Origin of the sequence: Vibrio nitrifigilis (assembly GCF_015686695.1) — a bacterium.
In the GTDB taxonomy this organism is placed as follows: domain Bacteria; phylum Pseudomonadota; class Gammaproteobacteria; order Enterobacterales; family Vibrionaceae; genus Vibrio; species Vibrio nitrifigilis.
This window is the reverse complement of record NZ_JADPMR010000004.1, coordinates 149347-166848: the sequence shown is the minus strand read 5'-3', so window position 1 is coordinate 166848 and position 17502 is coordinate 149347. Positions and strand designations below refer to the sequence as shown.

Genomic DNA, 17502 nt, shown 5'->3' with positions numbered 1-17502 from the left:
ATTAAAACTCTTTCCTTACATTAATACTGACTCTATTTTCCTTGTAAGCCGCGCTGTTCAGCGTAGACGAACGATCTTCATGTGACACATCGAAGGTCAACGAGAGCTCACGAGTTAATTTATGACTTAACTCTAGATCCCATTTGCGATAGTAGTCTTCTTGAGAGATCGCATCCTCATTATAAAATTTATAGTATTTCCACAAGAACCCAGGAGAAAGTATGGTGTGTCGTGTTAAGTTGTGATCAAGTGAAAGTTCTACGCCATAGGTTTCAACATCGGTATCACTTGAAACATTACTCATCGATTGTTTTTTATCAGACGTTATTTTTAAGTTTGCTGTTGAACGTTTAAATACCAGTTGGCTTTCCCAACTCAGGGTTTTCGTCAACGACAACTGATCTATCTTATTACCCTCTATATATAAACTACGATTGTAATTGGAGACAGACTCCGTATAACTGATGGTATTAGTTAAACGACGCTGAGTGTGAGTAAACGATAAAGAATAAGCATCACCGTAAAAACGTTGCTTATAATCAAGATCCAATGCCGTCCTAGGAGAAGGGGTCCAATGCGCTTTGGCACGCCAAGAGTTAGAATCGTCTGATTTCAATGTAAAATCATAGCCGACTTCAATATAAGAGCCATGCTCAACATAGTAGCGAACTCCAGGACCAATACTGGCGGAATCTTCACTATCACTACTAGATTGACCTTCATAATCTTCATAGTAGGAATGAATGAGTGGACTAAGACCACTCTCTGTTCGCCAGCCTATTTCATTTTCAGATTCAGTCGACTTAGTATCATTATCTGTGCTTGTACCTTGTGTTAATTCATAGCGATCAATACTCGACCAAAAAACCTTTTTTGCATCTTTACCCTGTTCAAAATCGACCTTGCTCGTAAACGAGTGATTATCTCCGATACCATCTTGGTTATTGGTAATGGTGGCATCAACACTGCCGTAAAAATCAAATAGCCCCGCAGGATTGCTTTGATAAGAGAGCCCGCCACCGGCAGTACGAGTTTCAATGGTGTTCCCGTTGCTCACATCATCATCAGCGTTACTTTCGATGTTACGTGACAAATTAGAAATAGCAGCCGAGAGGTTACCCCGAAGATTTGTTGTGGCAAAAAGTCCTTTATTGGCCTCAAATTTCAGTTTGTTAAACAACTCATTTTCACTACTATCATAGGAATACAGTAATTGCTGCAACTGGTAGTCCAAAGATAAATTGCCATCATTTCCCTTGGCATCAATGGCCAAACCACCTATCAAATAGGTAATAGCGCTACTCTGCTCGTTCGTTGCAACTGATTTTACGTTATCGGTATATTCCAGTTTGGTCTCAATACTTGGAGTCACAATAACGTCAGCAGCAACACTGTTCTTAATAATGAAGAGAAGAAAGCCGAGCGAGTAAATGCTATTTTTTGCTATCCTTCGAGCCGTAGCCATATCCATAGCCATATCCATACCCATGCCCTGCTTTATGCACTGCTTTATTAATGACGAACCCTGTATCAATCTCACTATTGAGTAACGAAACAGCTTGTTTAACATCATCGAGTTTCGTTTTGTTTTGTTCAACAACAACGACCGCTTGCCCGACTAAATTGGACAAAGTCACCGTCTCCACAACACCAAGAAGCGGTGGGCAATCAAGCAAAATAATTCGGTCACTATAGCGATTGGAAATTTCTTCCATTAATGCGGCCATTTTGCCACTCGACAAGAGTTCATAACTCATATTGTTTGAACTGCCCGCAGGCATCACGCGAAAATCAGGTACTGTTGTAGGATAAATAATATCGCTCAAATCCCCTACATTACCTAACAAGTAATCGGTTAATCCTGGCATTTCATTACCAAATCCAAGCGTTTCACCAATACTTGGGCTCAGCACATCAGCATCAATCAATAAGATGGTTTTATCTCTTTCTGATGCAATACTTAATGCTAAGTTTATAGAAACAAAAGTTTTCCCTTCATTACTATTTGCACTTGATACCATGATTAAGTTGCGATTATTCGCATTAGGTTTGTGCTCTTCCTCCGCGGAAAAGGCCTTTTTCAACAACTTATGTTTAATCAGCCGAAATTCATCTTTGATTTGTCGCTCTGATTCATTATTGCCGTTATTAATCATACCAAGGCTTTCTAATAGCGAATTATTAATTGGAATAATTCGACTACTGTCTTTAAACGGCTCCCTCTTAGGCTTAATGTTCCCAATCCTAGGCTCGACAGGAGCTTGCTGTGTATGACTATGGGACTCTTGAGTAACAGACGTCTCTTTAGGGGTTGGTGAATGATTTAATTCACCCATCGCTTTTTCAATTGTACTCACTGGATTCTCCCTTTTTAAACCAAGACATCTTGAGCAGAAGGAACAACACTAATTGCGACAATGACAGCAAAAAGCAATATCAATAGAACATTAGATAAAATGAACAACTTCGTTTTCCGCTTTTCCCATATCGAGATACCGGAAATGCCAGTCGCAGATACAACCCCATATGTATTAAAACCCGTGAGTTGCAATAGTTGATTTGTTGACGATACCACTGGAGAAATTTGGCTAATTAACAATGAAAGACAGACACCAGCCCCCAAGCCAACAAAGAGTACCCCTGTAAACCACAGAGGGCGTATTGGACCAGAAGGTTTATCCGGAACACGCGGTGGATCGATAATTCTAAATTTAATGTCATCGGCAGAATTACCCACACTTTGTGAAATACGAGCACTCTCTTTACGCGAGAGTAATTGTTCATATTTTTCTTTAGTGATGTTGTAATTACGAGTTAACGACGTCAGTTGGGCCTCAACACCAGGAACCTTATCAAGGTCTTTCTGTAATTCAGCTATTTTGTTTTGATAGTTATCGACACGTACTTTCAATGACGCAACATCATTTTCTGTTTCGCTATAATTACGCTTCAGGTCTTGGTAAACAGGGTCGTTTTCCAACGCATCTTCAACAGTATAAGACTGCAGCTGTTTCTCTTTCAATTTCTGCAAATCTGCCAACTGATTACGAGTTTCAATCACATCGGGATGTTTATCGGTATACCTGAACAGGAGATCATCGAGTCGTTGTTGCAGTGCATTAATCCGATCATCGTAATCTGTTTTACCACGCAAGATTTCATTATGAGCGTTCGCTTCCTCTTTCCTCATTTGAGAAGAAATAGACTTAAACTTCGTGGTTGCCTCATTAAGTGCTAATTGAGCATCTTCCAATGCCGCTTTGTTTTTTTCCAACTGAGAATAGTAACCAGAGTCACTACCAGGCAAAAATCCTTGATATTGGCGTTTAAACTCCGCCAATTTGGACTCATCGCTCTTCAAACGAGATTCATACTCAGAAATTTGCGTCGCAATAATTTGACTTGCATTATCCGTATCCAAACGCTGTTCAGATAACGTATTTTCAACAAATACATTGAGTGCGGCTTGCACGACATTTTTCGTATAAACCGCATTAGTACCGCTATAACTAATCGTGTATAAGTTTTCTCGACCACCAGAACGAATTACAATGTTATCTTCTAGGTTTTTTATAATTGCTTCATATTCTTCACTATTTTTGGCTCGCACATTGGCATCAACGTTACGGGCAATCGTTTCCAAGTTTGAACGACTCAGTAAAGTTTTTACCATCAAATGTAACTCTTTAGATGGATCGACCTCGACAGCCAAGCCTCGTAACAACGGTTTTAATATTGATCGAGTATCAGCATAAACTCGCGCTTCAGAGGTATACTGATCAGGCATTGTGGCAACAAACATCCAACCACAAATACAGACCAACCAGCTAATGATGACGATATAACGCTTTTTAAGCCAAACACCGCGCAAGTATTGGAGGATCTCTTCAAACATATCATGCATTATCTATTTCCCCCGACCGATTAAAACCATGACTCAGGGATAATGATGATGTCCCCAGGCAATAAATCGACGTTAGCTTTGATATTTCCATCTTCCAATAAATCATCTATCTTCAATCCATACTGTTTTTGCTTACCGTTAACGACTCGAATCAGGCTTGCATGATTACCGTTTGCATATTCAGTTAATCCCCCGACTTGAATCATGGCATCAAGTAGCGTCATATTCTTGGTGTAACTAATGGCTTTAGGTTGTGAGGCTTCCCCAATAACGCGAACTTGCTCACTAAAAGGACCAACAAACCCATCAACGATGACCGAAACGATCGGTTGTCGGATGTAATTTGCCAATTTTGCTTCAATCTCACGAGCCAGCTGAGTTGGTGTTTTACCTGACGCATGGATATCTTCAACCAATGAAGTAGTAATCATTCCATCAGGCCGCACTTTATAAGTGCCAGAAACTTCAGCGTTGCCCCATACAAAAACGTTAAGTGAATCTCCGGGGCCAATCAGATACGAATAGTCATTAATATTCTTAGTGAGAGATGGATGTACAGTCGCTGTTGGCAAGCCAGGAAGAGAACTTGAACAGGCAACAATAAATACAGAACAACTAATTGCAATTAAACGAGAGAACCTAAATATAAATTTACCAATTCCTTTCATGGTTACATCCACCGTATGTATAACGAAATTTCCTTTGTTACAAGTTTTAACTTCAATAAGATAGCTCAAATTATTCTAATCAAGTTAAATCGAGGCGATTATAATTTATAACTAATCCTTAGTTATTTACAGTTCATTATTTATTTATTTTTCATAATTTAACTATGCAAGTAACATTTATTGCATTTATCTCACATTTGAGACAGTGCGCATTTTATTACTATTATTTATTGCATACCAAACCATAAAATAGAACCTATTAAACCAAATCATAAGCAGAACAAATATATATTATGATGTTGACCCGTAGTTTAAAATAGAGCAAAGTGTTAGAGTCGCAAGAAAAATTTACTAACATTTATATTTTTACTTTTTTCCAAGAGTGTCTAAAATTCAAATCTATCAACAAAAAAGCTGGGGAGGCACAACGAAAAAAGAATGAATAAACACATGAAATTAAACGAAATTTTATAAGTAACTATTAAATAACGAAATTATAATTAATTCAGAAGATGCCAGAGCCAAGGGTTGTATATTAAACTGTTAATATCTGTTCATATATACAATGACTTTATAAGATTAAGTTACCGTACTTTATACTTAATCTAAATTCTCTGGCAGCAGGGATGACAATAATGAACAGTACACTTTTCAATGGCATAAAGCCAAGTAGTGTAATAGTGATATTTACTGACTTGATTGCTATATTTTGCACGTACTTTCTATGTAACTATCTATTAAGTCATTATTTATCACCGTACGCTGACATTGATCAAAAAAATCAATGGTTGCAAACGATAGTTTTCGCAATAACCATTTCCATCTTTATTCTTTCTGTTGGACTTTACAATGTAAAGTTGAGAGAAACGTTCACTGGAATTGTGATTCGTATCTTTGCCTGCGTTATTTTTTCCTATTTAATTGACAAATTAGTATATTGGGTTATCAACGCAAACCAGCCCCATTTATATGCCGAATATTTTTCAGCTATCGCCTTTATTGCTTTGGTTTTTACCCGTTACTTACTGAGCAAAACCTCTTATCAAAAATTAGGCGAAAAAAACGTTTTGGTATTGGGGGCGGGTGAGAGAGCCAAAATTATTGAGCAATACATGCGCCGCAAAACCGATCGTATCGGGCTGAACTTTGTCGGCTTTGTCGAGATGCTTGGAGACTCTCCAGATGGCATCAAATTTGAAAAAAAATTAGACCTCGATGAACCACTAGAAACATTCGCTATAAAAAATCACATTCGCGAGATAGTCGTCGCCTGTGATGAGCGCCGTAATGTTCTTCCCAATGAAAGCCTTGCCGCTTGCAAGCGTCTTGGAATCACAATTACCAACATTGTCGATTTTTTCGAGCATGAAACGGGTCAAGTGGCGGTCACACAAGTTTATCCTTCATGGATAATTTATGGACCAAGTCACTACTACAGTCATTTGCATAAGGCCTTAGACTGGACATTTAATACACTAATATCATTAGCAATTTTTAGCATTGTGTGGCCTTTCATGCTCGTTGCTATCATTGCCATCAAGTTGGAAGACGGTCTTACCGCTCCAGTTTTATACTCCCAGATTCGCGTTGGGCTGGATGGTAAACTTTTCTCCATTTATAAATTTCGTAGCATGAGTATCGACGCTGAAAAAGACGGCGCTAAATGGGCTCAAACTCAAGATCCGCGCATCACAAAAGTGGGACACGTGTTACGCAAATATCGCATTGATGAGCTTCCTCAGTTATTTAACGTGATTCGTGGTGATATGGGATTTGTTGGACCTCGACCTGAACGCCCACAATTTACTAAGGAATTTGAATTAGATATCCCCTATTACAACCAACGATATAGTGTCCGACCCGGCCTAACTGGGTGGGCTCAACTCAAATATCCTTATGGTAGTAGCAAGCAAGACGCCATTGAGAAGCTAAAATACGATTTGTATTACATCAAATATCGCGGATTCTTGTTCGATTTACTGATCTTACTAAGAACAACTGAAGTGATTCTATTTGGCAAAGGACGCTAAATCATCATTTCAACGATCACAATATCGATAATGTTTAAGATGTTCAGAATCTTTCAAGGAGTGAGGGCTTATGATTCAAACACGCAGTAATGCAATGACCGTGGATGTAGAAGACTACTTTCAAGTTGCAGCGTTTGAAAACCAAGTCAAATTTTCAGATTGGGGTAAAAAGTACGAAGTAAGAGTTGAACAGAATACGGATCGATTGTTAGCCCTGTTTGACGAGCACCAAACTAAAGCCACATTTTTTATGTTGGGTTGGGTTGCAGAACATTGCCCCCAACTAGTGAAACGTATTGTTGAGCAAGGCCATGAATTAGCCAGCCATGGCTATGCTCATCAACGGGCGAATACCCAATCACCAGAAATATTTCGTGAAGATGTTTATCGCGCTAAATCGTTTTTAGAAGATACGACGGGGATTGCAGTACATGGCTATAGAGCCCCAAGTTTCTCGGTTAACCCCGATAACGAGTGGGTATTTGAAATCTTAGCAGACGTAGGTTTTACTTTCAGTAGTAGTACCTATCCTGTTAAGCGCGATCTCTATGGTGCTCCGGATTGGCCGCGTTTAAAATATCGTCGCCCAGAAGGTATTGTAGAAATACCACTACCCACTAATACCAGTACCGGGTTTAAGCTGCCAATCGGTGGAGGCGGTTTTTTTCGCCTATACCCTTACAAAATGAGCCAATGGTTAATCAGTCAGTTTATGGAACAGACCAACCAACCATTTTGCTTTTATTTCCACCCATGGGAGATTGATGATAAGCAACCCCGCATGGCTGGTATCCCCCTTAAATCTCGCTTTCGCCATTATTTAAATCTGAATCGAATGGAGAGCAGACTCGAACAACTTCTCACTGACTTTAAGTGGGACACAGTCAGTCATGCTTACCAACTCAACGGCTAATATGATGAATCAAACAGTTACTATTCAACCTCTTACAGCAGCAGAGTATGAACGTTGGGACCAATATGTGGATAATCATCAAGATGGAAGCTTCTTTCATCTCTCGGGTTGGATCAGGGTTATTACCCAAGTTTTCCGCCACAAATCCCGCTATTTAATGGCAACACGGAACAGTGAAATTGTTGGTGTATTGCCGCTTGTCGAACAGAAAAGTTTTCTTTTTGGTCACGCGCTAATCTCAACACCATTTTGTGTATACGGCGGAGTTTTAGCTGATAACGATGATATTCGCCACCAGCTCGAAGCAAGTGCTTATGAATTAGGCTGCCAACTAAACGTAGATTATGTAGAACTGAGAGATCGTTATCTTCGGGAATCTAAATCGCCGTGGCAGGTCCATTGTCATCACTCAACCTTTTCTTGTGAGATAGAGGATACTCCCGAGCAAATACTAACTTCGATAAAACGCAAACAGAGAGCGGTTGTACGTCATTCACTAAAAAATGAGCTGAGCTGGGATAACCATGATGATCCCGATCTTTGTTACGACGTCTACGCCGAAAGCGTGCGTAATTTGGGAACACCAGTGTTTAATAAAAAGCTTTTTAGCACGCTAAAAGAGACATTTGGCGACCGATGTAAGACCCTGATTATCCGTGACAAAGATAATAACCCAGTATCTAGCGTATTAAGTTTTTACTATAAAGATGGTGTGTTGCCTTATTACGGCGGCGGCAAGTTTGAAGCACGAGCACTGAAAAGCTATGACTACATGTATTACCAATTAATGTGTCTTGCCCAAGAAAAAGGTAAAACCCACTTTGATTTTGGGCGCAGTAAAAATGACTCCGGCTCATACAATTATAAGAAAAACTGGGGGATGCAGGAGGAAGAGCTGCATTACAAAATTGCTCTAGTGAAAAGTGAATCTATGCCTAACCTATCGCCGAATAACCCCAAATATAAGCTGTTTATCGACTTATGGAAGCGAATGCCATTGAGTATTAGTCGGGCTATTGGTCCTAATCTGTCTAAGTATCTGGGGTAACGGTCATGAAAGAAAAACTATTGTATCTATGTCATCGCATTCCGTTCCCCGCTAACAAAGGGGATAAGATCACGACTTGCAACACCTTGAAGTTTCTCAGTGAACACTTTGATATTTACTTAGGTTGCTTTATTGATGACCCCTTTGATCACCAATACATCAAAGATGTGCAGCGTTATTGTAAAGAGTCGGTTTTTATTAACTTGAATAGCCAACTTGCCAAAGTACGTGGCCTGCAAGCCTTCATAACCGGTAAGCCCATCACTTTGCCTTACTACTACCACCCTAAAATGCAGCAATGGGTAACAAAGGTCTTAAATACACAAGATATCCATAAGGCATTTATTTACTCCGGCTGTATGGCGCAATATGTATTGGGGACATCAACACCTCCGTTACATAAAGTGATTCAGTTTGCGGATATTGACTCTGACAAGTGGCGCCAATACGCGGAAAAAACGCACGGCATTATGCGTTGGGTGTATCAAAGAGAACATCGCACACTAGAGAAATACGAAAAATATGTCGCGAATCAATTTGCCGTAAGTTGTTTTATTTCTGATAACGAAACGAACCTGTTTCGCGACATGATAGGCGATAAAAATGCCGCAGAGAGCCGGATTCAAACTCTGAGTAATGGTATCGACTGTGAATTTTTCTCTCCCAGCGCAAAACAGGCACTTAGTGAAGACTATCCACTCAGCGAACAGAACTACATTGTGTTTACGGGAGCCATGAATTATTGGGCCAATGCAGATGCTGTCGCATGGTTTGTACGCACTATCTGGCCCGAGGTTCAACAAGCGATCCCCGACAGTAAATTTTACATTGTTGGCTCATCGCCAACCAAAGAAGTTCTTGAATTACAGAATGTTCCTGGCGTCGTCGTCACCGGACGAGTAGAAGACGTACGCCCTTATTTATTGCATGCCAAAGCCTCTGTCGCACCAATGCAGATCGCTCGGGGTATTCAAAATAAAATTTTGGAAGCCATGGCTATGGAAAAGCCCGTGCTTACCACCGAGCTGGGGATTGAAGGGATTGAAAACTATCCTAAAGATGATGTGTATATTGCTGATTCTCCAAACGATATGACACATTGGGTGATCGAAAAGCTCTCTTTGGGACTTCATGCAGCGGTACCATCACGATCTTGGTTAGAAGCAACTTACAGTTGGCCAGCCAAATTGTCACCGCTTTTAAGTTACTTAGGCTCGAATGATGTTAAATAAGTGGGTATTACGCCTCAGTATTCCGCTCATCGTCTGGTTCGCCATCTATTACCAGTCACTGGGTAATATGATCAATGTGTGGAACAATTCCAACACCTATGAGCATTGTTATCTCATTATTCCTATTTGCTTATGGTTACTCTGGCAAAAGAAAGAGTATTTGGCCACTATTCCTTTATCAGCGGTGAAACTTCCCGCAGTTTTACTTATCTTCCCCTGCATACTTTGGGTTGTGGGCCAAGCAGCCAGCATTGCCTTCTTTGAGCATTTAGCAGCTGTCGTCTCTTTACAGCTGATCATTTGGGCGTTAATTGGCCACCAACAAGCAAAGAATAACCGGTTCATCATATGTTATTTAATTTTTCTCGTACCATTTGGTGAAGAACTGATTCCTTTCCTGCAACAGATTACTGCCGATATTTCTATTGTGCTGTTACGCCTCTTTGGTGTTCCGGTATTTAGGGAAGGACTATATATTTCAGTACCCCGAGGTCAATTCGAAGTGGCAGAAGCCTGTTCGGGGATCCGATTTCTTATTGCTAGTTTGGCGCTCGGTACACTGTTTGCGCATGTGTTCTTCCAAAAGCATTGGAAATTTTGGCTATTTATTGTGTTCTCGTTCGTATTTCCAATCATTGCCAATGGGTTGCGTGTCTTTGGCATTATCATGATTGGTAATTTTATCGACATGAAATACGCATCAGGCGTTGATCATTTAGTTTACGGTTGGTTCTTCTTTAGTTTGGTGACTATCTGCTCATTTTTTATTGCGTACTGGTTGTGCGACGACATCATCACAACGAACAACAACACCATCCATATGGAGCAAAAATCTAATACAGCCGTCTCTCTTTCCAGTGTGAACTCTATTATCGTTGCGATTGCTATTGTCTCATTCTCTTGGTCATACCTGATTTCGCAGCCCCTATCCGACACTACTGACAAGACTCCTATACCTGTACCGGACCATTATCAAACAATTACAGACTCAAACTGGACCATTCATTTCCCGCAGGCAAATCAAGCCCTACGTGCCAGAGCCAAAGATGGTACTAGCGAATACTACGTCGCTCAATATTTCCAACATTCCTCTGATGCCGAAATTATTAGTAGTCGCAATAAATTTTATAGTGAAGACAATTGGACCTTAAGTCATAAACGCACGATTCAACTGAATGACCACCAAGCCAATGAGATACAGTTGGTTAATCACCGCGGGACCTACTTCACTATCATTTATTGGTATCGGGTCAATAACCACTACGAAATTAACCCAATAAAAATTAAGTTGTTAGAACTGTACTACCGATTGAGTCGTCAACCTATCGTCTCTCAGTTGACCGCATTCTCTAGTACTAACCTCGACAGTAACAGCCTAATTCAAGCAATATCTCAACTCAGTTCCCCCCAACATTTAGCCTCGCAGCAATAAGGAGTCAAACCCATGAATGATTCTTTGACTCACACAATTCGCCGGCTGTTCTCATTGTACGAGGTACCTCATGGTCATCATCAAACCATTGCGCCACTAGAAGGTATTCGTGCCATCGCCGCCTTTATGGTATTTGTTGTTCACTATTGCGCCCAATTTACGCCATGGATCATTGAAGAGTCCACAACATCGGCATTAATTTCACATTATCGCCATATAGGCAGCAAAGGGGTCGAACTCTTTTTTATTATTAGTGGTTTTTTAATTTATGGCATGCTGATCAGTAAAGCTCGCCCTTTCACACCTTACATCAAAAGAAGAATCCAGCGCCTCTATCCTACATTTCTCGTCGTGTTGTTCCTCTATATCGGTCTTTCTTTTGCCTTTCCACATGAAAGCAAACTCCCAGCAGATTTGCTGCAGGGGATTATCTATGTGTTGGCCAATATTTTCATGCTTCCCGGTATGTTTCCAATCGAAGCGATAGTCACCGTGAGTTGGAGTTTAAGCTATGAGCTGTTCTTCTACCTTTTTATTCCCGTCATGATTGGTGTGTTACAGCTAAGGCAATGGTCACGGCTCCATCGTATATCCTTTCTATTAAGCGCCGCATGTTGTGGCTACCTACTTACATTATTAGGCTTTGATTCTCATAGTGAAATGTTGCTCTTTATCGCAGGCATGCTGACCTATGAAATATATCAATCAGGGAAAAATCATCACAGGATAACCAGTTCATGGTTCTTCCCAGTGACGATTGCGCTTCTAGTGCTATTTAAATTAATGAACGTATCGAAGTACTTTGATTTATTACTGCTTTTTGTCGGATTTTCATTGGCGTGTTTGTCATGTTTTGATACCCGGACTGTGTTATCAAAGTTGTGCTCTTCACCGCTGTTACGGTGTTATGGAAACATGAGCTATTCCTATTATTTAATTCATGGTTTAACACTAAAATTTTTCTTTTTTATTTTAGCGATGGTTATTCCTGCTCATCATCAATGGGATGTGGAAATTTATCTATTCGTTGTGCCTGTGTTTTTTCTGACTTGGATAAGCTCTACCCTCCTATTTATTGGGGTAGAAAAGCCACTGTCTTTAGCAAAAACACATAAGCCAACACCAGTCAAAATGGAGTATTAGACATGTGCGGGATTTCAGGGATCTTTAACCTTCACACTGCTCACCCGATTGATACTGAGCTGCTGCAAACCATTAACCGCTTACAGAGCCATCGGGGACCCGATGATGAAGGCTATTTTTTTGATCAGAATATCGGCTTAGCGCATCGGCGCCTCTCTATTATCGACTTATCCGGCGGTCACCAACCGGTCTTCAATGAAACTAAATCGGTATGCGTGGTTTTCAATGGTGAAATCTATAACTTCCAACCCTTAGTGACTGAGTTAGCCAACTGTGGCCACACCTTTTCTACCTTATCAGACACGGAAGTCATCGTGCACGCTTGGGAACAGTGGGGGGTTGAATGCTTACAGCGTTTTCAAGGCATGTTTTGTTTTGCCTTGTGGGATCAAAACACTCAACAGTTGTTTATTGCTCGTGATCGCTTAGGGAAAAAGCCGCTGTATTATTCTAAAACTCAGCGGGGGCAAATTGTCTTTGGCTCAGAGCTAAAAGTGTTACTCGGCCATCCTGACGTCGATAAAACCCTTCGTGACGAAATGGCAGAAGAGTTCTTGATGTTCGGGTATGTACCAGACCCTTACACAGCTTACCAACACATCTTTAAACTCGAACCGGCCCACTACCTTCTATTATCGCCTAATGCCAAAGTAACACCTCAAGCATACTGGGATTTACCTGCACCGCAGCACATCCAATCTTGGGATGAAACACAGCAAGCGATGATCGATCACTTAAAAGCGGCGGTTAATATTCGTATGTTAGCGGACGTACCTCTCGGTGCGTTTCTATCTGGAGGCGTCGATTCAAGCGCCGTTGTTGCCATGATGGCACATTATCAGGACGATCCGATTAACACGTGTGCAATTGGCTTTAATGAAAGTGATTTTGATGAGAGCGACTATGCAGATCAAATTGCCCAACGTTATCATACCAATCATACACTTAAGGTCATTTCGGCCGATGAGTATGATTTGATTGATAAACTTACAGATGTATACGATGAACCTTTCGCTGATAGCTCAGCGCTTCCTACCTATCGCGTCTGTGAATTAGCGCGTCAATCGGTCAAAGTTGCTTTAACGGGTGATGGCGGTGATGAGGTTTTTGCTGGTTATCGACGTTACCGTTTGCAAATGGCCGAACAGCAATTACGGGGAACATTACCTTATTCAGTACGCAAACCCATTTTTGGCATATTAGGGAAAGTTTACCCTAAAGCCGATTGGGCCCCACAATTCCTGCGAGCAAAAACGACTTTCCAGTCTTTAGCGATGGACCCGATTGAAGCGTATGGAAATACCATGTCCCGTTTACGTGCTGACCAGCGTCAGGCGTTATTTACACCGCAATATCAAAAACGGCTTAATGGTTATTCCGGACTAGAAGTTATCAAACATCACGCTAAGAACGCACCAACGGAAGACCCACTCAAACGTATTCAATATCTGGATATTAAAACTTGGCTGGCTGGCGACATTCTTACCAAAATAGACCGAGCTAGCATGGTTCATTCTCTCGAAACTCGAGCCCCTCTACTGGATCACAAGCTGATTGAATGGGCCTATTCTATTGATAATCAATCTAATATTCATGGTAATCAGGGCAAATATGCATTTAAGAAAGCACTTGAACCTTATGTAGACAGCAACATTTTATATCGCCCTAAAATGGGCTTTAGTATTCCGATTGCGCAGTGGTTTCGAGGTCCATTAAAAGAGAAATTGGCACATACCGTATTATCTGAACGTATGTTTGACTGTGGATATTTTCGCCCTGAGGCCTTGAAGCAACTTGTTCATCAGCATACGAGTGGGCGTAGTGATCATAGTGATGCACTTTGGTGTTTACTCATGTTCGGTCAATTCCTTAATCGCCAGGCATAACTATGAAAATCGTTACAATCACGACATTATTTCCCTTTGCCAACAATCCTAAAAATGGCATTTTTATCGAAACTCGATTGCGGCAATTACAACAATACTTCCCCGATGTGGAAGCCAAAGTGATTGCGCCAGTTCCTTACTTTCCGTTTAAAAATTCCTATTTCGGCACTTACGCTGAATTTGCTAAAGCGCCCTATCATGAAAAACGCTTTGGCTTAGACGTCTATCACCCACGTTATCTCGTCATACCTAAAATAGGAATGACACTGACACCACATACGTTAGCGTACTCTATTGCTCGCCAAGCGAAACAACTCATCGATAGTGGTTACGATTTTGATCTAATAGACGGTCACTATTTTTATCCCGACGGCGTTGCTATTGAACAGGTCGCCCAAAAACTCAACAAACCATTTACCGTCACAGCAAGGGGAACCGACATCAATTTGATCCCGCAATTTGCTAAACCAAAGCAGCAAATTCAGCAGGTATTACAGCGCGCTGACCATACAATGGCAGTGTGTGAAGCACTCCGCCAAAGTATGATCGAACTAGGCGCTGACCCAGAGAATGTCAGCACACTGCGCAATGGTGTTGATCTCAACCTATTTGCTTACCAAGACAAACCATCACAACCACAATTACGCGCCCGATTATCACTGCCCCAACAAGGATCGATTGTCATGTCGACAGGTCATCTCATTGAGCGCAAAGGGCACCATCTGGTTATTGAGGCCATTCAAGCGTTACCTGATATTACCTTACTCATTGCTGGAAGCGGCCCTGATGAGAAGAAACTGCATAAGTTAGTGCAAGAACTTGATTTGGCATCACGCGTTCTATTTCTCGGCAGTTTAAGCCAACAAGAATTGGCCCAATATTACGCGGCTGCCGATATTTCTGTATTAGCGTCAAGCCGAGAAGGCTGGGCCAATGTGCTACTCGAATCGATGGCGTGTGGCACGCCGGTAGTGGCGACCAATATTTGGGGCACTCCAGAAGTGGTCAAAAATCATCAAGCTGGCGTCTTGGTCGAACGTAATGTGAGCGACATTCAACGAGGTATAAGTCACCTACTGACTCATCTACCGAAACGATTCGATACTCGACAATATGCGGAGCAGTTTACGTGGCAATCGACGTCAGAAGCTCAATACAGCATTTTTAATGCCATTCTTAACCATCAGTATGATTCAGAAACTATTGCCGAGATTATCCAATGAAAATTCTCTATCACCATCGCATTGCATCAAAAGACGGTCAATATGTTCACGTCGAAGAGATCATTAATGCGTTAAAACGGCAAGGACACGACGTAATTCTTGTCGCACCAGATGTCGCACAACATTCGGATTTCGGCAGTGACGGCGGGTGGATGTCTACTCTTCGCTCAGCCTTACCTCAATTCATTGCGGAATTATTGGAATTTGGCTATGCATTTTTGGCCTTTTTTAAGCTTTGTATAGCGATAAAAAAACATCGTCCTGATGCGATGTATGAACGCTATAATTTATTCTTGCCCGCCGGAATATGGGCAAAATCTCTTTTCCGTTTACCCTTCGTTTTAGAGGTGAACTCGCCTCTTTATAAAGAACGCAAAAAATATGGAGGCTTAGCACTCGGTTGGTTAGCTAAGTGGAGTGAACACTACACATGGCGACATGCCGACCACGTTTTGCCGGTCACACAGGTGTTAGCCAATTATATTAAGCAAGCAGGTGTTCCCGATGAACGCATTACAGTGATCCCCAATGGAATTGATCCATCTCGATTTGGTACCGGTGCCCAACAACCTAGAGAACAGCGTTTTTTGGATAAAACGGTGGTTGGCTTTGTCGGATTTTGTCGTGAATGGCATCATTTGGATAAAGTACTCGATTTAATTGCAGAACAACACAACCCAAATTTAATGCTGCTGATCATTGGCGATGGCCCTGTTATTAACGATCTAAAATCTCAAGCGTTAAAACTTGGCATGGCAGAAAACTTTCACAGTACTGGATTGGTCGAACGTGACCAAATGCCATATTGGCTCGCGCAAATAGATATTGCGCTACAACCTGCCGTGACGCCATGGGCCTCCCCTCTAAAACTATTAGAATATATGGCGAGTGGTAAAGCCATCATTGCCCCTAACACCCCCAATATCGGTGAACTTTTAGAAGATGGGCAGAACGGTTTGTTGTTTGACGAAAAGACGCAGAATATAACGTTGTTACAGTGTGTAGAACGCCTAATTCAAGATCCTGAACTAACAGAGCGCTTGGGTAAGGCAGCACGAAAAACCGTTGTTCAACGGGAACTCACTTGGGATTCGAACGCAACGACCATCACTCATTTACTCTCAGCCCAAGGAGCGCGCTCGTCCTATGTTCAGTAAAATCGCTACCCGTTTAGTTCAGACAGCGCAAAGTGAAATACAACTACTCAAATACCATCGTCAACCAACGATCAATGTCCGTTATTTTAGTGATGTCGTGAATTGGGGCGATTTACTTAACGTAGATATCATTCAATATGTTTCACAAAAGAAAGTCGTGAATTGCCCACTGGGTCATCGTCGGCACCTTCTTGGAATCGGTAGCGTTTTAGCGGCATCGAATCACAACAGTGTCGTATGGGGATCTGGATTTATCTCAGAGCAACAAAGAATCACAGAAGCACCACGAAAAATTTGTTCAGTACGCGGCCCGTTAACAAGAGATCTTTTACTCAAACAAGACTTGAAATGCCCAGAAATTTTTGGTGATCCTGCGTTACTTCTACCAGAAATATATCCCCTCGTAGCGCCTGTAGAAAAGCCATATCAATTGGGTATCATTCCGCACTATGAACATCAAGATCACCCGTGGATCCAGAAAATGCGCCAAGATAGTCGTGTCTGTATTATCGATATCAGACAGTCAGATTCCGTACATTTTCTACAGCAATTACTCAATTGTGAATGTATCGCTTCATCTTCACTGCATGGCATCATTGCCTCTGACGCCTACCAAGTACCCAACTGCCGCCTAGTATTCAAAGAGATGCGCTCATTTAAATTTGAAGATTATTATAAAGGTGTTGGTATTGATTCATTCACATCAATAGATATGAAGCAAAGTGAGTCATTATCAATAGAAAACGTGATTGACTCATGCTCGATTAAGCCAATTCAGTTTGATGCTCAAGCGCTTAAACAAGCATTCCCATATCAATTGTTTCATGCTTGATGACTATCCCCAAATAACTTAACGCTTAAACAAG

Annotated in this window: 14 protein-coding genes; 10 read left to right on the top strand and 4 right to left on the bottom strand. The window is 41.3% G+C overall.

Translation table 11 applies throughout. The features are described from left to right. Position 1: 1 nt before the first annotated feature. Genes I1A42_RS16980 through I1A42_RS16965 form a run of 4 tightly spaced genes read right to left on the bottom strand, consistent with a single transcriptional unit; the run spans position 2 to position 4572 of the window. The gene (locus tag I1A42_RS16980; RefSeq protein WP_196124153.1) at positions 2–1471 is read right to left on the bottom strand and encodes a TIGR03016 family PEP-CTERM system-associated outer membrane protein; all 1470 of its coding nucleotides are present in this window, start codon (positions 1469–1471) and stop codon (positions 2–4) included. After that, the gene (locus I1A42_RS16975) at positions 1434–2357 is read right to left on the bottom strand and encodes an XrtA-associated tyrosine autokinase (protein ID WP_161158494.1); all 924 of its coding nucleotides are present in this window, start codon (positions 2355–2357) and stop codon (positions 1434–1436) included. Before I1A42_RS16975 ends, I1A42_RS16980 begins: the two co-directional genes overlap by 38 nt. A gap of 14 nt (positions 2358–2371) precedes the next feature. Next, positions 2372–3904, bottom strand: coding sequence for an XrtA system polysaccharide chain length determinant (locus tag I1A42_RS16970; RefSeq protein ID WP_161158493.1), 1533 nt, complete (start codon positions 3902–3904; stop codon positions 2372–2374). A 20-nt stretch (positions 3905–3924) separates the two neighbouring features. Then, on the bottom strand, positions 3925–4572 hold the full coding sequence (locus I1A42_RS16965) for an XrtA/PEP-CTERM system exopolysaccharide export protein (protein WP_161158492.1): 648 nt from the start codon (positions 4570–4572) through the stop codon (positions 3925–3927). A 635-nt stretch (positions 4573–5207) separates the two neighbouring features. On the opposite strand from I1A42_RS16965, the gene I1A42_RS16960 reads away from it, so the two are divergent. The 10 genes from I1A42_RS16960 (at position 5208) to I1A42_RS16915 (ending at position 17468) form a co-directional block, all read left to right on the top strand. Next, complete coding sequence (locus I1A42_RS16960; protein ID WP_196124152.1) at positions 5208–6602, top strand: TIGR03013 family XrtA/PEP-CTERM system glycosyltransferase; 1395 nt, start codon at positions 5208–5210, stop codon at positions 6600–6602. 70 nt (positions 6603–6672) lie between these two features. Further along, a complete protein-coding gene (locus tag I1A42_RS16955; protein ID WP_161158033.1) occupies positions 6673–7515 on the top strand; it encodes an XrtA system polysaccharide deacetylase in 843 nt (280 codons plus the stop codon). Next, on the top strand, positions 7493–8563 hold the full coding sequence (locus I1A42_RS16950; protein WP_202436535.1) for a FemAB family XrtA/PEP-CTERM system-associated protein: 1071 nt from the start codon (positions 7493–7495) through the stop codon (positions 8561–8563). Before I1A42_RS16955 ends, I1A42_RS16950 begins: the two co-directional genes overlap by 23 nt. A 5-nt stretch (positions 8564–8568) precedes the next feature. Further along, positions 8569–9795 (top strand): TIGR03087 family PEP-CTERM/XrtA system glycosyltransferase, encoded by a 1227-nt coding sequence (locus I1A42_RS16945; RefSeq protein WP_161158034.1) that lies wholly within the window; start codon positions 8569–8571, stop codon positions 9793–9795. Continuing rightward, positions 9782–11227, top strand: coding sequence for an exosortase A (xrtA, locus tag I1A42_RS16940; RefSeq protein ID WP_161158035.1), 1446 nt, complete (start codon positions 9782–9784; stop codon positions 11225–11227). Before I1A42_RS16945 ends, xrtA begins: the two co-directional genes overlap by 14 nt. Positions 11228–11239: 12 nt before the next feature. Further along, entirely contained in the window at positions 11240–12370 is a 1131-nt protein-coding gene (locus tag I1A42_RS16935) for an acyltransferase family protein (protein WP_161158036.1), read from the top strand. A 2-nt stretch (positions 12371–12372) separates the two neighbouring features. Continuing rightward, entirely contained in the window at positions 12373–14256 is a 1884-nt protein-coding gene (locus tag I1A42_RS16930) for an XrtA/PEP-CTERM system amidotransferase (RefSeq protein ID WP_161158037.1), read from the top strand. 2 nt (positions 14257–14258) lie between these two features. Further along, entirely contained in the window at positions 14259–15479 is a 1221-nt protein-coding gene (locus tag I1A42_RS16925) for a glycosyltransferase family 4 protein (RefSeq protein WP_161158038.1), read from the top strand. Continuing rightward, positions 15476–16636 carry a glycosyltransferase family 4 protein gene (locus I1A42_RS16920; RefSeq protein ID WP_196124151.1) on the top strand — a complete coding sequence of 387 codons (1161 nt, stop codon included), beginning with the start codon at positions 15476–15478 and terminating at the stop codon, positions 16634–16636. Before I1A42_RS16925 ends, I1A42_RS16920 begins: the two co-directional genes overlap by 4 nt. After that, positions 16626–17468, top strand: a complete 843-nt coding sequence (locus I1A42_RS16915) for a polysaccharide pyruvyl transferase family protein (protein ID WP_196124150.1) — start codon at positions 16626–16628, stop codon at positions 17466–17468. The genes I1A42_RS16920 and I1A42_RS16915 overlap by 11 nt, the downstream gene beginning before the upstream one ends. The last annotated feature ends 34 nt before the right edge of the window (positions 17469–17502 follow it).